The 13,881-nt window shown below is 63.7% G+C and carries 17 protein-coding genes and 1 pseudogene; 4 read left to right on the forward strand and 14 right to left on the reverse strand.

Annotated features, from left to right (window positions below):
- Both B5G40_RS16905 and B5G40_RS11055 read left to right on the forward strand, forming a co-directional pair.
- Nucleotides 1–284: pseudogene (locus B5G40_RS16905) on the forward strand (hypothetical protein); the annotation flags it as partial.
- Complete coding sequence (locus tag B5G40_RS11055) at nucleotides 278–556, forward strand: DUF1294 domain-containing protein (RefSeq protein WP_343214251.1); 279 nt, start codon at nucleotides 278–280, stop codon at nucleotides 554–556. The pseudogene B5G40_RS16905 and the gene B5G40_RS11055, both read left to right, overlap by 7 nt.
- Nucleotides 557–598: 42 nt before the next feature.
- On the opposite strand, the gene obgE is transcribed toward B5G40_RS11055, so the two are convergent.
- The 10 genes from obgE to B5G40_RS11105 all read right to left on the reverse strand — a co-directional run bounded on the left by obgE (nucleotide 599) and on the right by B5G40_RS11105 (nucleotide 9,134).
- The gene (gene obgE, locus B5G40_RS11060; protein WP_087188872.1) at nucleotides 599–1,879 is read right to left on the reverse strand and encodes a GTPase ObgE; all 1,281 of its coding nucleotides are present in this window, start codon (nucleotides 1,877–1,879) and stop codon (nucleotides 599–601) included.
- 175 nt (nucleotides 1,880–2,054) lie between these two features.
- On the reverse strand, nucleotides 2,055–2,339 hold the full coding sequence (gene rpmA / locus B5G40_RS11065; protein ID WP_087268353.1) for a 50S ribosomal protein L27: 285 nt from the start codon (nucleotides 2,337–2,339) through the stop codon (nucleotides 2,055–2,057).
- A gap of 49 nt (nucleotides 2,340–2,388) precedes the next feature.
- Nucleotides 2,389–2,721 (reverse strand): ribosomal-processing cysteine protease Prp, encoded by a 333-nt coding sequence (locus B5G40_RS11070; RefSeq protein ID WP_087188874.1) that lies wholly within the window; start codon nucleotides 2,719–2,721, stop codon nucleotides 2,389–2,391.
- 1 nt (nucleotide 2,722) lies between these two features.
- On the reverse strand, nucleotides 2,723–3,034 hold the full coding sequence (gene rplU / locus B5G40_RS11075; protein WP_087337843.1) for a 50S ribosomal protein L21: 312 nt from the start codon (nucleotides 3,032–3,034) through the stop codon (nucleotides 2,723–2,725).
- Nucleotides 3,035–3,334: 300 nt separating this feature from the next.
- Nucleotides 3,335–4,357, reverse strand: a complete 1,023-nt coding sequence (locus tag B5G40_RS11080; RefSeq protein ID WP_087399648.1) for a putative glycoside hydrolase — start codon at nucleotides 4,355–4,357, stop codon at nucleotides 3,335–3,337.
- A gap of 36 nt (nucleotides 4,358–4,393) precedes the next feature.
- Nucleotides 4,394–4,831, reverse strand: coding sequence for a MarR family winged helix-turn-helix transcriptional regulator (locus B5G40_RS11085; protein WP_087268344.1), 438 nt, complete (start codon nucleotides 4,829–4,831; stop codon nucleotides 4,394–4,396).
- Nucleotides 4,832–4,873: 42 nt separating this feature from the next.
- Nucleotides 4,874–5,488: an S-layer homology domain-containing protein gene (locus tag B5G40_RS11090; protein WP_087268341.1), complete on the reverse strand. Its 615-nt coding sequence runs from the start codon at nucleotides 5,486–5,488 to the stop codon at nucleotides 4,874–4,876.
- A gap of 131 nt (nucleotides 5,489–5,619) precedes the next feature.
- Entirely contained in the window at nucleotides 5,620–5,889 is a 270-nt protein-coding gene (locus B5G40_RS11095; RefSeq protein ID WP_087330653.1) for a pro-sigmaK processing inhibitor BofA family protein, read from the reverse strand.
- 53 nt (nucleotides 5,890–5,942) lie between these two features.
- Nucleotides 5,943–6,197, reverse strand: coding sequence for a DUF2508 family protein (locus B5G40_RS11100; protein ID WP_087399649.1), 255 nt, complete (start codon nucleotides 6,195–6,197; stop codon nucleotides 5,943–5,945).
- 306 nt (nucleotides 6,198–6,503) lie between these two features.
- The gene (locus B5G40_RS11105; protein ID WP_087399650.1) at nucleotides 6,504–9,134 is read right to left on the reverse strand and encodes a cation-translocating P-type ATPase; all 2,631 of its coding nucleotides are present in this window, start codon (nucleotides 9,132–9,134) and stop codon (nucleotides 6,504–6,506) included.
- 330 nt (nucleotides 9,135–9,464) lie between these two features.
- On the opposite strand from B5G40_RS11105, the gene B5G40_RS11110 reads away from it, so the two are divergent.
- A complete protein-coding gene (locus B5G40_RS11110) occupies nucleotides 9,465–9,911 on the forward strand; it encodes a hypothetical protein (RefSeq protein WP_206407233.1) in 447 nt (148 codons plus the stop codon).
- Nucleotides 9,904–10,656 (forward strand): 4Fe-4S binding protein, encoded by a 753-nt coding sequence (locus tag B5G40_RS11115; protein ID WP_087399651.1) that lies wholly within the window; start codon nucleotides 9,904–9,906, stop codon nucleotides 10,654–10,656. The genes B5G40_RS11110 and B5G40_RS11115 overlap by 8 nt, the downstream gene beginning before the upstream one ends.
- Nucleotides 10,657–10,694: 38 nt before the next feature.
- On the opposite strand, the gene vanT is transcribed toward B5G40_RS11115, so the two are convergent.
- The 4 genes from vanT to vanG are packed head-to-tail and all read right to left on the reverse strand — an operon-like array spanning nucleotide 10,695 to nucleotide 13,819.
- On the reverse strand, nucleotides 10,695–11,828 hold the full coding sequence (vanT, locus tag B5G40_RS11120; protein ID WP_087399652.1) for a serine racemase VanT catalytic subunit: 1,134 nt from the start codon (nucleotides 11,826–11,828) through the stop codon (nucleotides 10,695–10,697).
- Entirely contained in the window at nucleotides 11,825–12,292 is a 468-nt protein-coding gene (locus tag B5G40_RS11125; RefSeq protein ID WP_087330640.1) for a serine O-acetyltransferase, read from the reverse strand. The genes vanT and B5G40_RS11125 overlap by 4 nt, the downstream gene beginning before the upstream one ends.
- A 4-nt stretch (nucleotides 12,293–12,296) precedes the next feature.
- Nucleotides 12,297–12,785 carry a D-alanyl-D-alanine carboxypeptidase family protein gene (locus tag B5G40_RS11130; RefSeq protein ID WP_242959404.1) on the reverse strand — a complete coding sequence of 163 codons (489 nt, stop codon included), beginning with the start codon at nucleotides 12,783–12,785 and terminating at the stop codon, nucleotides 12,297–12,299.
- The gene (gene vanG / locus B5G40_RS11135; RefSeq protein ID WP_087399653.1) at nucleotides 12,782–13,819 is read right to left on the reverse strand and encodes a D-alanine--D-serine ligase VanG; all 1,038 of its coding nucleotides are present in this window, start codon (nucleotides 13,817–13,819) and stop codon (nucleotides 12,782–12,784) included. Before vanG ends, B5G40_RS11130 begins: the two co-directional genes overlap by 4 nt.
- Between the last annotated feature and the right edge of the window lie 62 nt (nucleotides 13,820–13,881).

Genomic DNA, 13,881 nt, shown 5'->3' on the forward strand with positions numbered 1-13,881 from the left:
CCCCCCGCACCAAGCGTCCCCCCTGGGAACAGCTGCGTTCCTTTGTGACCGCCAGTCTGGAGACGGACTGTCCGGTGGCCTTTCTCAACCTGGACAACGGCAAGGTCAAGCAGCTCCACCGGTGGCACTGGGTGACCCTCATCGGGCTGGACGGCGACACTGCCTCCATTGTGGACAACGGCGAGGCCTTCACCATGGACCTGCACCTGTGGTACGACACCACCAAGACCCGGGGCGGCTTTGTGTCCGCCCTGGGCGCCGGGGAGGAATTTGCCTCATGCTGAAGTGGATCGCGCTGTGGGTGCTCTTCTGGAGCATCCTGGACTTTGTCCTCATGGGTGTGGATAAGCGGAAAGCCAAAAAGCACCGCTGGCGGGTACCGGAAAAGGCCTTTTTCCTCATCGCCCTGGTGGGTGGCTCCCCCGGGGCCATTCTGGGTATGTACGCCTTCCGCCACAAGACCCGCCACTGGTACTTCAAGTGGGGCCTGCCCGCCATTCTCATCGCCCAGCTGGCCCTGGGCGGCTGGCTGTACTGGCGGTTTTTTCTGCCATAACCAAAACTACCGGGCTGCCGATAAGGCAGCCCGGTAGTTTGTTCAGCGCTGGTACTCAAACTCCAGGTTGTACAGGGACACGATATCCCCATCCTTGATGCCCATCTCCTCCAGCCGGTCGAAGAGGCCGGACTGGCGGAGCATCTTGTCGAACCAGTTGCGGGACTCGTAGTCGCCGAAGTTGACGTTGGCCATGAGCCGCTGGAGCCAGGGGCCCTCCACGATCCAGGTATCGTCCTCATGGATGATGTTGAGGGGCTCGGAGGTATCCACCTCCGGGGGCCGCTCCACATAGGTGGGCTCGTACACCGTGATGGGGGGCAGGTGCTCCAGTTCCCGGGCGGCGGCGAACATCAGCTCCCGGGTGCCCAGCTGGGCGGCGGCGGAGATCTCGTAGAAGGGCATACCCAGCCCCTCCACATAGGCCTTCAGGGCCTCCAGACCGGTGCGGTGGTTGGCGATGTCCACCTTGTTGCCCGCCACGATCATGGGCCGGGAGGCCAGATCGGGGCCGTACTGCTTCAGCTCCTCCTGGATGGCCTTGAAGTCCTCCACCGGATCACGGCCCTCGCAGCCGGACACGTCCACCACATGGATGAGCAGCCGGCAGCGGTCGATGTGCCGCAGGAAGTCGTGGCCCAGGCCGGCGCCGTCGGAGGCGCCCTCAATGATGCCGGGGATGTCGGCCAGCACGAAGGACACACCCTCGTCCACATAGACCACGCCCAGATTGGGGAAAAGGGTGGTAAAGTGGTAGTTGGCGATCTTGGGCCTGGCCTTGGACACCACGGAGAGGAGGGTGGACTTGCCCACGTTGGGGAAGCCTACCAGGCCCACGTCGGCCAGCAGCTTCAGCTCCAGGATGACCTGCCGGTCCTGACCGGGCAGGCCCGCCTTGGCGAAGCGGGGCACCTGACGGGTGGGGGTGGCGAAGTGCTTGTTGCCCCAGCCGCCGTTGCCGCCCCTGGCCAGCACGAAGCGGTCGGTCTCCGACATATCGCAGATGATCTCGTTGGTCTCGGCGTCCCGGACCACGGTGCCACGGGGCACCTTGATGACCAGGTCCTCCCCGTCCTTGCCGGAGCAGCGCTTGCCCTGGCCGTCCATGCCGTTGCCCGCCACATACTTGCGCTTGTAGCGGAAGTCCATCAGAGTGGACATATGGGGGTTGATCTCCAGGATCACATTGCCCCCCCGGCCGCCGTCGCCGCCGTCGGGGCCGCCGGCGGCCACGTACTTCTCCCGGTGGAAGGCCACCGCGCCGTTGCCGCCGTTGCCCGCCTTAACGGTGATGCGGGCGGTATCTACAAAGGGTGCTGCCATATAAACCTCCTTGCCAAGGGGTGATTTGTCTCGTAGGGGCGACCCTTGTGGTCGCCCGGCCGTTCCCCTCATCCGTCTGGCCTTACGGCCAGCCACCTTCCCCCAGGGGAAGGCGATAGAAAAAGCCCCGGAACGGGAGTCCGTCCGGGGCTTAGTGTACCCATATTGCGGGCAATTACTGGGCGATCTCCACAATAGAGACCTGCTTGCGGTCCTTGCCCAGGCGCTCAAACTTCACGCGGCCGCTCTTGAGGGCGAACAGGGTGTCGTCGCTGCCCTTGCCCACGTTGACGCCGGGATGGATATGGGTGCCCCGCTGGCGGACCAGGATGTTGCCGGCCAGAACGAACTGACCGTCGCCCCGCTTCACGCCCAGACGCTTGGCCTCGGAATCGCGGCCGTTACGGGTGGAGCCCACGCCCTTTTTATGGGCGAAGAACTGAAGACCGATGTTCAGCATGGTGTCACACCTCCAAACTTGTGTGTTAAAAAGTCGCCGTACGGAGAGGTCAATCCTCCTCCAGTACGAGAATATTTTCGGGATACTCCTCGTGCAGGCTGGTAAAGTGGACCATGAGGGCGGTCAGAAGGGTCTGACAGGTGCTCTCGCTGGTCTGGCTCAGCCCGCCAGGGATGCGCAGGGAGATGGATGCGTCATGCTCCTTCACCTTTACGGTCGCCCCCAGGCCCAGCACGTCGTTGACGGCGCACTCGGTCAGGCGGACGGCACTGGTGACGGCGGCGCATACGATGTCGCTCCCCGCCTCGGCGTAACCGCTGTGGCCCTTCACAGTGAAGCCCACGATGCGGTCCCCCTCCATGTGAAAAGAGACGGTAGTCATCTTACAGGGAGATGGCGCCGATGGTCACCTTGGTGTAGGGCTGACGATGGCCCTGACGCTTGCGGTAACCCTTCTTGGGCTTGTACTTGAAGACCAGGATCTTCTTGCCCTTGCCGTTCTTCACCACGGAAGCGGCCACCTTGGCGCCCTCCACCACGGGAGTGCCCACGGTGATCTTGTCCCCGTCGATGACAGCCAGAACCTTGTCAAAGGTCACGTTGTCGCCAGCCTCGTTGGGCAGCTTCTCGATGAAGAGGGTATCGCCCTCAGCCACCTTATACTGCTTACCGCCGGTCTCGATGATTGCGTGCATTACGTTTTCAACTCCTTCATTACGGGCTCGCTGTCGGGGGAGGGCCGAAGCGTGACGTCACATCCGTCACGTCGGTCACTTGGTTGTCACGCTGCACGCCCTCCGCAACGGCCAACTGCTCAACCCTCCGCCAAAAATGCCGCCAGCCCCTGGCTGGCCTGTTTTTTGGCCTGCGTGTTTCGCTGTTGCCCTGCTCCCGGGCGTCTCCGCGCTTCTCATTCCCATTCAAAGCGGCTCTAGTAGTATATCAATGCAATCTTTAAAAGTCAAGCATTTTTCAACTTTTTTGCAGCTTTTTTGTCAGCTCAGCAGGGCCCAGCTGCCGGTATCCGTCCTCTGGGTCACAATGGGCACAATCTCCAGCCCTTCGACGGCGGGGACCGTCTCTCCCTCGGGCACCTGGGCATAGACCCGGTCGGCATACTGCTTGAGCAGGTCCAGGGTGAGGCCGCTGCCGTCGGAGCCGCCGCCCAGCACCGTCAGGCTGGTCACCACCGATACCTTTATATCAGGATATTGGGCCAACGTCTGGTCCAGCGTCTGGAAGAAGGCCTCCATGGTCTGGGTCAGGGTGTTGGGATCGTAGTTGCTGTCGCTCTTGATATAGCTGACGGTGCCCCGGGTGGGGTAGCCGCAGTTGTCCAGCAGCAGCTCGTCAAAGCCCAGCCCGGCCAGTTCGCCGCACACCTGAGCCACATAGGTCCGCACCGATTCCACCGCCGGGCTGCTCCAGCGGACGCTCTCGTCGTCCCGCCAGTTGCCCGAATTGCTGTGGATGCCCAGGGCCCGGTCGTTCCAGGGCAGGGCGTTGTCCCGGAAACAGGAGATCCGGGCCACGGTGTACAGCTCCCCTCCGTTGAGGGTCTGGATAGCCTCATTGATGCCCTCCTGATCGGTGGAGGTGCCCAAAGTGGTCTGGGACTGATAACCCAGGGTGCCGTCCGCCTCCTTCATAGAGAAGATGGCGGCGGTGCCGCGGTTAGCCTCCAGCTGGGTCTGGGCAGTACCGTCGGTAAGGGCGGCGGCAGGCAGCTGCACGCCCCGGAAATCCACCTCCGGCTCCGGCGTGGGGGACGGGGTGGGCTCCGGTGTGGTGATCTGGATGGGAACGGTACCGACCGGCGGGTCAGGCTCGGTCTGGCCGCCGCCGAAGAAGGGCAGCTCCAGCCGCACGCCGTCGGCGGAATACCGAATATAGGGCTCCAGGAAAAAGAGCGCCGCCACCGACAGCACCAGCAGCACCAGCAGTACGCCGATGAGCACTTTCAGCGCATTACGTCCCCGGCTGCGCCCATGGTAGGATTCATAACCATTCCGCCTCACGGCAGGACACCTCACTCTTTCCTCTCAGATCAGGGATCACTTCCCCTTTTCCTCTACCTGGCTCAACGCCTCGTCCAGCTTCTGGAGGGCGGCAGCCACCAGCTTCCGGTCCTCCTCCGGCATATTCCCCATCAGGGCGGTAAAGTAGCTGTTCACGTCGGTGACAGCCTTGTCCCGCAGCGCGGCGTACTTCTCGGTGGCGCTGACGTAGATCACCCGGCGGTCGGTCTCGCTGCGCTGGCGCTTGGCCAGCCCCAGCTTCTCCAGCCGGTCCACAATGCCGGACACCGTGCTGTTGGCACTGCCGGTCCGCTCGGCCAGGGTGCTGATGGGCACCGGTCCGTCCTCCCCCAGTACGGTAAGTACCATGGCCTGGGGAAAGGTCAGATCCATCCGGCCGAAGTGGCTGCGAAACTGCTGGGACATATGCTGAGTCACCCGCAGATAAGATATGAACAGACTGCTTTGCTCCATGTTGGGCGTTCTCCTTTCTCTTGCCCGTGCCGTAAGGGGCCGTCAGCCCATGGCCTGGGTATTCATCCGCTGTAAAATCACCGCAAGCTGGGCCCGGGTGGTGGTACTCTTGGGGGAGAGCTTGCCGCCGTCTCCCTCCATCCAGCCCATACCGATGGCATGGGACATACCCTCCTTGGCCCAGGAGGCCACCTGGTTGGCGTCGCTGTAGAGGTTCAGGGCGCCCTCCGCCATCGTACGGCCCTTATATGTGTCATAGCGGCTGAGCATCACCGCCAGCTCCTGCCGGGTCACCACGCCGTCGCTGAAGGTGCCCTTATCGGTGCCGTTGATGATGCGGGCCTCACAGGCCCAGTCGGCGGCAATGCCGTACCAGCTGTTGATCTGCACATCGGGGAAATGGCCCCGCCACACCGGGGTGGGCTCCCCCTCCATCCGCCACAGCACCATGGCTACGGTAGAACGGGTCACCGTGGCGTTGGGAGAAAACAGGGTATCGGACACACCGGTCATCCACCCCTGTTCCACCGACTCCTTCACCGCCGATTCATACCAGGCTCCGGCGGGCACGTCGGTAAAATTCGCCGCGGAGGCGGGCAGCGCCAGGCCGGCGCATAAAGTCAGGGCGCAGGTGAGCGCCGCAAGTCGTCTTTTCAAATGGGTCCACTCCTTATAATCGAGTATTATTTATTTTACGATACGGATTTTAAAAAACTATGAACACAAAAGGACCCATTTATAAATAATTTTACAAAAAGGACGCCGCACCTCCGGGCGGCGTCCTTTTCTTACACAGCCAGCATCCACTCCAGGGCCGCCAGCAGGCCGAATCCGGGCAGCCCCAGCAGCCCCAGCACCAGGGCGTTGGTCAGGTTGACCCCCAGCTGGAGGCCCAGAATGCCCCCGGCCCAGCGCAAAACCCACAGCACCCCCAGCCCCACCCCTGTCCGGGCCGCCAGACGGCCCAGCCAGCTCAGGGGCTTACGCAGCACTGCCAGCAGCAGCACCAGAAACAGTCCTCCCGCCACCCATGGCAGGGCGTTGAGCAGCGGTTCCACCGCCGCCACCTCCTTTCTGTGTGCCAGAACCTTGGCGGCGGGGCGGGCCCCTCTTATCCGGTGTGGACAGCCTGCCCGCCCTCCAGCTCCTTGACCTGGCGCAGCAGGTAGGTGTACCGGGACTGAAGGGCGTTGATCTCAAAGACATAGGATTCGATGAGATCCGGGTCACAGGCGTCGTTGAAGCCCTGATAGGCCTGGGCGATAAGGGCCCTGGTCTGGCTCAGTCCCTCCAGCAGGACCCGGCGGGTTCCCTCCCGCTCGCTCTCCCGTCGGCGCAGGCTGAAGCGCTTGGTGGCTTCCGGCATACGATCCTCCTCCTTGCTCCGGGCTTTCCGGTTTTATCCTATGTCCAGTTTGGGCAATTATGTCCGGTTCTATACCGTTTTTTTCCTGTATTTCAGGCCGCCATCGGGGCATACTGATGTTGGACCGGATGACCGCTGGTTCTTGCATCTCCTTTTAAGCCGGTGCCGGGTGAGCTCACCCTCTGGCGAAAGGCGAAAGGAGTGGAATCAAACGAACTCCGATCCTGTAAGGGGCGCGGTGGAAACACCGCGCCCCGGTTTTATGCGTGAAAAAGGCGCGCCCTGCGGGCGCGCCTTTTTTTGCAATTAGTCCTTGCCCTTTTTCAGGTCGGCAATGACCTTGACAATCTGGATCACCAGAGTAGGCAGGAAGGCCAGGCCCACCATCTCGCCCAGATTCATCAGGCCGAAGGCGGGAGAGACCATAAAGAGGCTGGTCAGGCCGGGGGTAAAGAGCACCAGCATCAGCAGCACCACGCCGGCAAAGAAGGCGGCGATGGAGGCCTTGTTGGTGCCAAACTTCAGCCGGAAGATGGACTCGGCGCCCCGGCAGTTGAAGCCGTGGAACAGCCGGGCCAGGGTGAGGGTGGAGAAGGCCATGGTGGAAGCCAGCGCCGCGTCCCCGTTCTGGTAGCCCAGGTAGAAGGCGATCATGGTGACAATGGCGATGAGCAGGCCCTGTCCGCCAATGCGGGAGAGCAGGGGCTTGTTCAGGATGGGCTCCTTGGGATCTCTGGGCTTCTGGTCCAGCAGGCCCTTCCGGGCGGGCTCCATGCCGATGGCAATGGCGGGCAGGGAGTCTGTGAGCAGGTTGATGAACAGCAGATGCACCGGCTGGAAGGGCACCGGCAGCCCCATCAGGGAGGCGTACAGCACACAGAAGATGCCGGCGGTGTTGCCGCTGAGCAGGAACTGGATGGCGTTTTTGATGTTGGTGTACACGCTGCGGCCGTTGACCACCGCCCGGACAATGGTGGCGAAGTTATCGTCAGCCAGGATCATGGAGGCGGCGTCCTTGGACACCTCGGTGCCGGTGATGCCCATGGCCACACCGATGTCCGCCTTCTTCAGGGCGGGGGCGTCGTTGACGCCGTCGCCGGTCATGGACACGATGTTGCCCCGGCGCTGCCAGGCGTTGACGATGCGGATCTTGTGCTCGGGGGACACCCGGGCGTAGACCGAAATCTTGGCCAGCCGCTCATCCAGGTCGGCGTCGCTCATCTGGTCCAGCTCCAGGCCGGACACCGCCTCATCCCCGTCCTGGAAGATGCCCAGCTGGCGGGCAATGGCGGAGGCGGTAACCTTGTGGTCGCCGGTGATCATGATGGTGCGGATGCCGCCCCGCTTGGCGTCGGCCACCGCCTGGATGGCCTCGGGCCGGGGCGGGTCAATCATGGAGATGAGGCCGATAAAGGTAAAATCGTTCTCGTCCTCCAGGGTGAGGGGCCGGACCGCGTCCACCTCCCGGTAGGCAAAGGCCAGCACCCGCAGGCCTTCCATGGACAGCTCCATATTGACCCGGGCAATCTCCTCCTTGCGCTCGGGGGTCATCTCCACTCTGCCCTGCCGGGTGAGGAGCCACTTGGACCGGTCCAGCAATACGTCGATGGCGCCCTTGGTGAACATGGTGGGCGTCCCGTCGATGTCGTGGAGGGTGCTCATCAGCTTACGGTCGGAGTCAAAGGCCAGCTCGCCCAGACGGGGATGCTGGGACCGGTAAACCTCCTCGTCGATGCCGAACTTCTCGCCCAGCATCACCAGGGCTACCTCGGTGGGGTCGCCGATGGAGGTACCGGTCTCGGCGTTGTTGGTAGCGTCGCTGGCTAGCAGGGCTGCCTTGAGCAGCAGCCGCTGCACGTTGTTGACCAGCTCCAGATCGCCTCCCTCCAGCAGGGAGCCGTCGGCATACACCTTCTGGGGAGTCATCTTATTCTGGGTCAGAGTGCCCGTCTTATCCGAGCAGATCACGGACACGGAGCCCAGGCTCTCCACCGCCTTCAGGTCCTTGATGATGGCGTTCTGCTTGGCCATCTTCTGGGTACCCATAGCCAGCACGATGGTGACAATGGAGCTGAGAGCCTCGGGGATGGCGGCCACCGCCAGGGCCACGGCAAACATGAGGGAGTCCAGCACCCCCATGCCGGTACGGAAGATGGACAGGGCGAACACCACGACGCAGATGGCCATAATGACGATGGCCAGCTTGGCGGAGAAATTGTCCAGGCTCTGCTGCAGGGGGGTCTTGCGCTGCTGGGTCTGGTTCATCAGGGCGGCGATCTTGCCCAGCTCGGTGTTCATGCCGGTGCCGGTGACCAGCACGGTGGCACGGCCATAGGTCACCAGGGAGCCGGAGAACACCATGTTCTTCTGGTCGCCCAGGGCCACCTGGTCGGCTTCGATCACGTCGGCGGTCTTATCCACGCCCTCGCTCTCGCCGGTGAGGGAGGACTCATTGACCTTGAGGGAGAAGTTTTCCAGCACACGGCCGTCGGCCACCACCATGTCGCCGGCCTCCAGCAGCACGATGTCGCCGGGCACCACGTCGGCGGAGGGGATCTCCACCCGCACGCCTCCCCGCAGTACCTTGGCGGTGGGGGAGGACATGGCCTTCAGGCTCTCCAGCGATTTTTCCGCCTTCAGATACTGGACGGTGCCCAGAATGGCGTTGAGGATGAGCACGGCAAAGATGACGATGGTGCTCTCCACATTCTCCGACACCGCGGAGATGATAGCCGCGATGATGAGGATGATGACCAGCAGGTCCTTGAATTGCTCGGCAAAGACCTGGATGGCGCTCTTCTTTTTCCCTTCGGACAGCTTGTTGGGGCCGTACTGTTCCCGCCGGCGTCCGGCCTCCTGATCGCTGAGGCCGGACATCCCGGCTTGCTGGGCCTCCAGCGCCTGCTGGGTGGTTTTCCGGTAATAAGCCTCTGTCATACCTTTCATTCCCTTACAGTTTACTTTCGGCGAAGAGCAAATAAAAAAAGACCCTCCGCCAACCGCCGGGCATAGCACGGCAGTTGTCGAAAAGTCTTGTTACCCATGGGGTGCACACAGCCAGGCTGGTGACAGCCGTGATTGTTGGCAGTGTGACTTTAAACTACTCCCTTTTCAACTGCGGCCATCATAGCACAGTTTGACCGGCAAGTCAATCTCATTTTGATAGGATACCCGAATTTTTCCATCCTATACCTCCCAGCGTTGACGGCGCATCGCCCATCCGTTATAATTTTATGATAGAAGGCACACAGGAAAGGAGCGCCCTCCATGAAAGGAACCGTCATAAAATTCCTTCTGAAAACCGCCTGGGTTCTGGAACTGGCCATTGCCCTGTTTATTTTGGTGATTACAGTGGTGCAGATGGTTCTGACGGGAATGGATTCCCTGGACTATCTGGCCCTGGGGCAATTCAGCCTGGACGAGTTTTTGGCCAATACCATGAACATCGTGGTATGCCTGGAGTTTGTGAAGATGCTCATTCTCCACACCCCCCGGGCGGTCACCGATGTGCTGCTCTTTGCCATCGCCCGTCAGCTGGTGGTGAGCCACTCCAGCTCCATGGACACCCTGCTGGGGGTGGCGGCAGTGGCCCTGATCTTCATTATCAAGAAGTTCCTGCTCAGCCGGGAGGACTCGGTGCCCCCCAAAGAAGTAATCAACCAATTTTCTCAGGAGATCGCAGCCCAAAAAGAGGAGGCATCCCATCATGACTGATTTTCATTGGCTTTCTGCCATATTCAGTCCCACCGGCGGCACCGCCGCCATAACCAAGGCCATCACCGGCGGCCACGGCCATGTCGTGGATCTGTCCGTTCCCGCGCCGGTCACGCCGGTGGCGGACAGCACCGTGCTGCTGGCCGCCGCGCCTGTGTTCGGCGGGCGTATCCCCGCCGTGGCGCTGGAGCGGCTGGCCGCCCTCAGCGGCAACGGCCCCGCGGTCGCCGTGGCGGTGTACGGCAACCGGGACTATGAGGACGCTCTGCTGGAGCTGTCCGACGCCCTGAAGGCGGGCGGCTTTCAGGTGATCGGAGCTGCGGCCTTTGTGGCCCAGCACTCCATCGCCCCCACCATTGCCCAGGGCCGTCCGGACCAGGCCGATCTGGAGGCTGCCGCCAACTTTGGCCGGGCGGTGCTGGACAAGCTGGCCGGACCCGACCCCCTTACTCCGGTAGCCGTGCCGGGAAATACCCCCTACAAGGATTGGAAGGGGGTCCCCTTCCACCCCGCCGCCGGGGAGAGCTGCATCTCCTGCGGTCTGTGCGCCTCCCGCTGTCCGGTGGGCGCCATTCCGGCGGGCAGCCCCAAGGAGACCGACCCGGAGCGGTGCATTACCTGTATGCGCTGCGTCTCCCTCTGCCCCCGTGGGGCCCGGACCATCCCCGCCCCTGCCCTCCAGGCCACCACCGCCATGCTGACGGAAAAGGCAGGCGTCCCCCGTCAGCCGGAGTTTTTCCTGTAACCGCAAAAATACCCTCTGCCTTAGGCAGAGGGTATTTTTTATGGACAATATCGGATGGGCAGGCGGCTTCCCAGCCGGGAGAGCAGCTCGTTGGTAATGGTGCCGCACCGGGCGGCCACCTCCTCCGCCCGGATCTCCGCCCCGCCGTCCCGGCCAATGAGGGTAACCACGTCGCCGGGGGCGGTCTGGGGTACGCCGGTCACGTCCACCAGCAGCTGGTCCATGCACATCCGCCCCACCATAGGGCAGCGTACCCCCCGGATCAGCACTTCCCCGCCCGCCTGAGCCAGCATCCGGGGCAGGCCGTCGGCGTAGCCCACGGTGACCACCGCCAGCTTGGTGTCCCCCCTGGCCCGGAAGGCCAGGCCATACCCGGCCCCTTCCCCGGCGGACACGGTGCGCAGGGCGGCCACCCGGGCCCGCAGGAACAGGGCGGGACGCAGACCGTCGGAATCTGGCCGGTCCTCCTCCCGGCTGTACACGCCGTACAGGGCGATGCCCGCCCGGGCCCATGCGCAGGGCTGGTGCGGCAAATTCAGGATGCCGTAGCTGGCCTGGATGTGGACGCCCCCCGGGTCCAGCCCGGCGGCGGCCATCCGGGCCACAGCCCCGTAAAACCGGTCCAGTTGAGCCTGGGTGAAAGCCTGGTCCTCCGGGCTGGTACTGTCCGACACGCACAGGTGGGAAAAGGTGCCGGTAAACTTGAGGTTGGGCAGGGTCCGGGTACGGGCAATGGCCCCATGGTCCTCCGCCGGGATACCCAGCCGGTGCATCCCGGTGTCCAGAGCCAGGTGGACCTCCAGGGGCACCCCCGCCGCCGACAGGGCTCTGCCGTGGGCCTCGTCGGCCACGCACTGGGTCAGCCCCCACCGGGCCAGCTCCGCCGCCTCCTCCGGCGGGGTATAGCCCAGGATCAGAATGAGCCCCTCCACTCCCTGCCGCCGCAGGCTGATCCCCTCCGACAGGCAGGCCACCGCGAAAGCCTTTACCCCCTGCTTCTCCAGGCTTCGGGCCACCGGCCCGTCCCCGTGGCCGTAGGCGTCCGCCTTGACCACCGCCATCAGCCTACATTCGGGGCCCATCCGCCCCTGGAGCCATGCGGCATTGTGGGCCACGGCTCCCAGATCCACCTCCCGCCAGGCCCGGGCAGTGCTCACTTCCTCGTACTTCATACCCTCTGCTTCCTTTCCAAGATCCGGGACGGCGGGGCCACCACGGTGCTGCCGTCGGGGATGTCCCGACAGACCACCGCCCCCGCGCCGATGCGGACATTCCGCCCCACCCGGATGTCTCCCACCAGCACCGCCCCGGCGCCGATGAGGCAGTCCGGGCCGATCGTCGGGGCCTTTCCGTCCACCTCGCCGATGGTCACATTCTGATAGATTTTGCACCTTGCCCCCACCACCGCGTAGCGGGAAATGAAGACCCCGTGGAGGCCGTGGGGGAGAACCGGTGGAGACTCAAACTCCGCCCCCGGCCCCACATAGCCCCCGTGGCGGTGGGCGCTGCGGCACATCAGATAGGTGCAGAAGCTCCGCACCAACCGGTTCTTCGTTTTCTGCCGCAGCCGGTACAGCCGCCAGAACCAGCCCAGTCCATCCCCTCTGGACCGGGCAACCAGCCTGTCCTTTCCCATGGACTCACCTCCCTGTGCTCCGCCAGGAGGCGGCCACCACGCCCCCGCAGTTGTCGCCGGAGCACAGCAGCCCCTGCTGACCCGCCAGCCGGAAGGCCCGGCACACTCCCTCGTCGGGAAAATAGGGGCGGATGAAATCCACGTTCTCCTGCCGCCGGCCCAGGTCGATGGCCAGACCGGTCTGGTGCTCGCTGCAATCGGGCATGGCCACATAGCTTTGGGTGAAAGCCAGCCCCTCTTTGGCCAGGGTGTCGTCCCAGATGGCCTGCTGCTCCGGCCGGCTGCGCCAGCCGGACACAGGGAGGATGCCCGCCGTCCCCCCCACCGTCCGGAGACAGGCTCTCAGAGCCGCAGCCGCCCGCCGCTCCAGCTGCACCCCGCCCTCCAGTTCCACCAATTCCGGATCAGCCGGGACCCTCAGAGGGTGGGCGGCGTTGACCAAAATCAGCGGTCCGGTACAGGTCAGGTCCCGGACCGTCCCCTCCCCTCTCACGGCTCCAGCCCCAGGGCGATGAGGCGGCTCACCAGGGCGGAAAAGTCCAGGCCGATCCCCTTCATCATATTGGGGTAGCGGCTGTGGGCGGTAAAGCCGGGGATGGTGTTGACCTCGTTGAAGTAGATCTCCCCCTCCGGGGTGAGGAACAGGTCCACCCGGGCAAACACCCGGCAGTCCAGGGCCCGATAGATGGTCCTGGCCGCCGCTTGGATGGCGGCCGCCTGCTCCGGCCGGATGCGGGCGGGACAGTGGATGGCGGAGGTCTTGAGGGTGTACTTCTCCTCGTAGTCAAAAAAACCCTGGGACAACTGGATCTCATCCACCAGCCCCACCGTCAGTTCCTCGTTGCCCAGCACGGCGCACCCCACCTCAAAGCCGGGCACCGCCTCCTCCAGCAGGGCCTCCCGGTCGTGCTTCAGGGCCCCCTTTATCGCCCCCACCAGGGCCTCCGGCCCGGTCACCCGGGTAATGCCGAAGGAGGAACCGGCCCGCACCGGCTTGACGAACAGGGGATAGCCCAGGTCCCGGGCCGCCCTCTGGAGGTCGTCCTCCCGCCAGCTCCGGTCCACCACCGTCCCCCGGGGGACCTTCACCCCCGCCAGGGCGGCCAGCTTATGGGCCCGGTCCTTGTCCATGCACAGGGCGCTGGACAGGGTGCCGCAGCCGATCACCGGCACCCCCGCCAATTCCAACAGGCCCTGGAGGGTGCCGTCCTCCCCGTTTTTCCCGTGGAGCACCGGGAATGCCCCGTCAAAATGGAGCCGCGTTCCAGTACCGTCCAGCAGCAGAAGCGCTCCCCGCTCCCGGTCCAGTGAGAGGGTGCAGGGGGTACAGTTTTCCTGCTGCCAGGTGTCGGCCTCCATCCGGTCCAGAGGGCCGGTGTAGTACAGCCACTGTCCCCAGCGGGTGATGCCCACCAGCAGGGGCGTATAGGCCTCCCGGTCCATATGGCTCACCATGGCATGGGCCGATTGCAGAGAAACGGCGTACTCCGTGGAGCAGCCGCCGAAAAGTACCAGAATGGTTTTCATGGCAGATTCCTCCCAACAGGCAAAAAACGCCTTGCTTTGATACCGATATGGTACCAAAGCAA

This window comes from Flavonifractor sp. An9, assembly GCF_002161245.1.
GTDB lineage: Bacteria > Bacillota > Clostridia > Oscillospirales > Oscillospiraceae > Flavonifractor > Flavonifractor avicola.

Excerpts from the sequence above, each read along its gene's own strand:
- B5G40_RS11055 (WP_343214251.1), top strand. The coding sequence starts at position 278 with ATGCTGAAGTGGATCGCGCTGTGGGTGCTCTTCTGGAGCATCCTGGAC.
- obgE (WP_087188872.1), bottom strand. The coding sequence starts at position 1,879 with ATGGCAGCACCCTTTGTAGATACCGCCCGCATCACCGTTAAGGCGGGC.
- rpmA (WP_087268353.1), bottom strand. The coding sequence starts at position 2,339 with ATGCTGAACATCGGTCTTCAGTTCTTCGCCCATAAAAAGGGCGTGGGC.
- B5G40_RS11070 (WP_087188874.1), bottom strand. The coding sequence starts at position 2,721 with ATGACTACCGTCTCTTTTCACATGGAGGGGGACCGCATCGTGGGCTTC.
- rplU (WP_087337843.1), bottom strand. The coding sequence starts at position 3,034 with ATGCACGCAATCATCGAGACCGGCGGTAAGCAGTATAAGGTGGCTGAG.
- B5G40_RS11085 (WP_087268344.1), bottom strand. The coding sequence starts at position 4,831 with ATGGAGCAAAGCAGTCTGTTCATATCTTATCTGCGGGTGACTCAGCAT.
- B5G40_RS11100 (WP_087399649.1), bottom strand. The coding sequence starts at position 6,197 with ATGCCGGAAGCCACCAAGCGCTTCAGCCTGCGCCGACGGGAGAGCGAG.
- B5G40_RS11105 (WP_087399650.1), bottom strand. The coding sequence starts at position 9,134 with ATGACAGAGGCTTATTACCGGAAAACCACCCAGCAGGCGCTGGAGGCC.
- B5G40_RS11110 (WP_206407233.1), top strand. The coding sequence starts at position 9,465 with ATGAAAGGAACCGTCATAAAATTCCTTCTGAAAACCGCCTGGGTTCTG.
- B5G40_RS11115 (WP_087399651.1), top strand. The coding sequence starts at position 9,904 with ATGACTGATTTTCATTGGCTTTCTGCCATATTCAGTCCCACCGGCGGC.
- vanT (WP_087399652.1), bottom strand. The coding sequence starts at position 11,828 with ATGAAGTACGAGGAAGTGAGCACTGCCCGGGCCTGGCGGGAGGTGGAT.
- B5G40_RS11125 (WP_087330640.1), bottom strand. The coding sequence starts at position 12,292 with ATGGGAAAGGACAGGCTGGTTGCCCGGTCCAGAGGGGATGGACTGGGC.
- vanG (WP_087399653.1), bottom strand. The coding sequence starts at position 13,819 with ATGAAAACCATTCTGGTACTTTTCGGCGGCTGCTCCACGGAGTACGCC.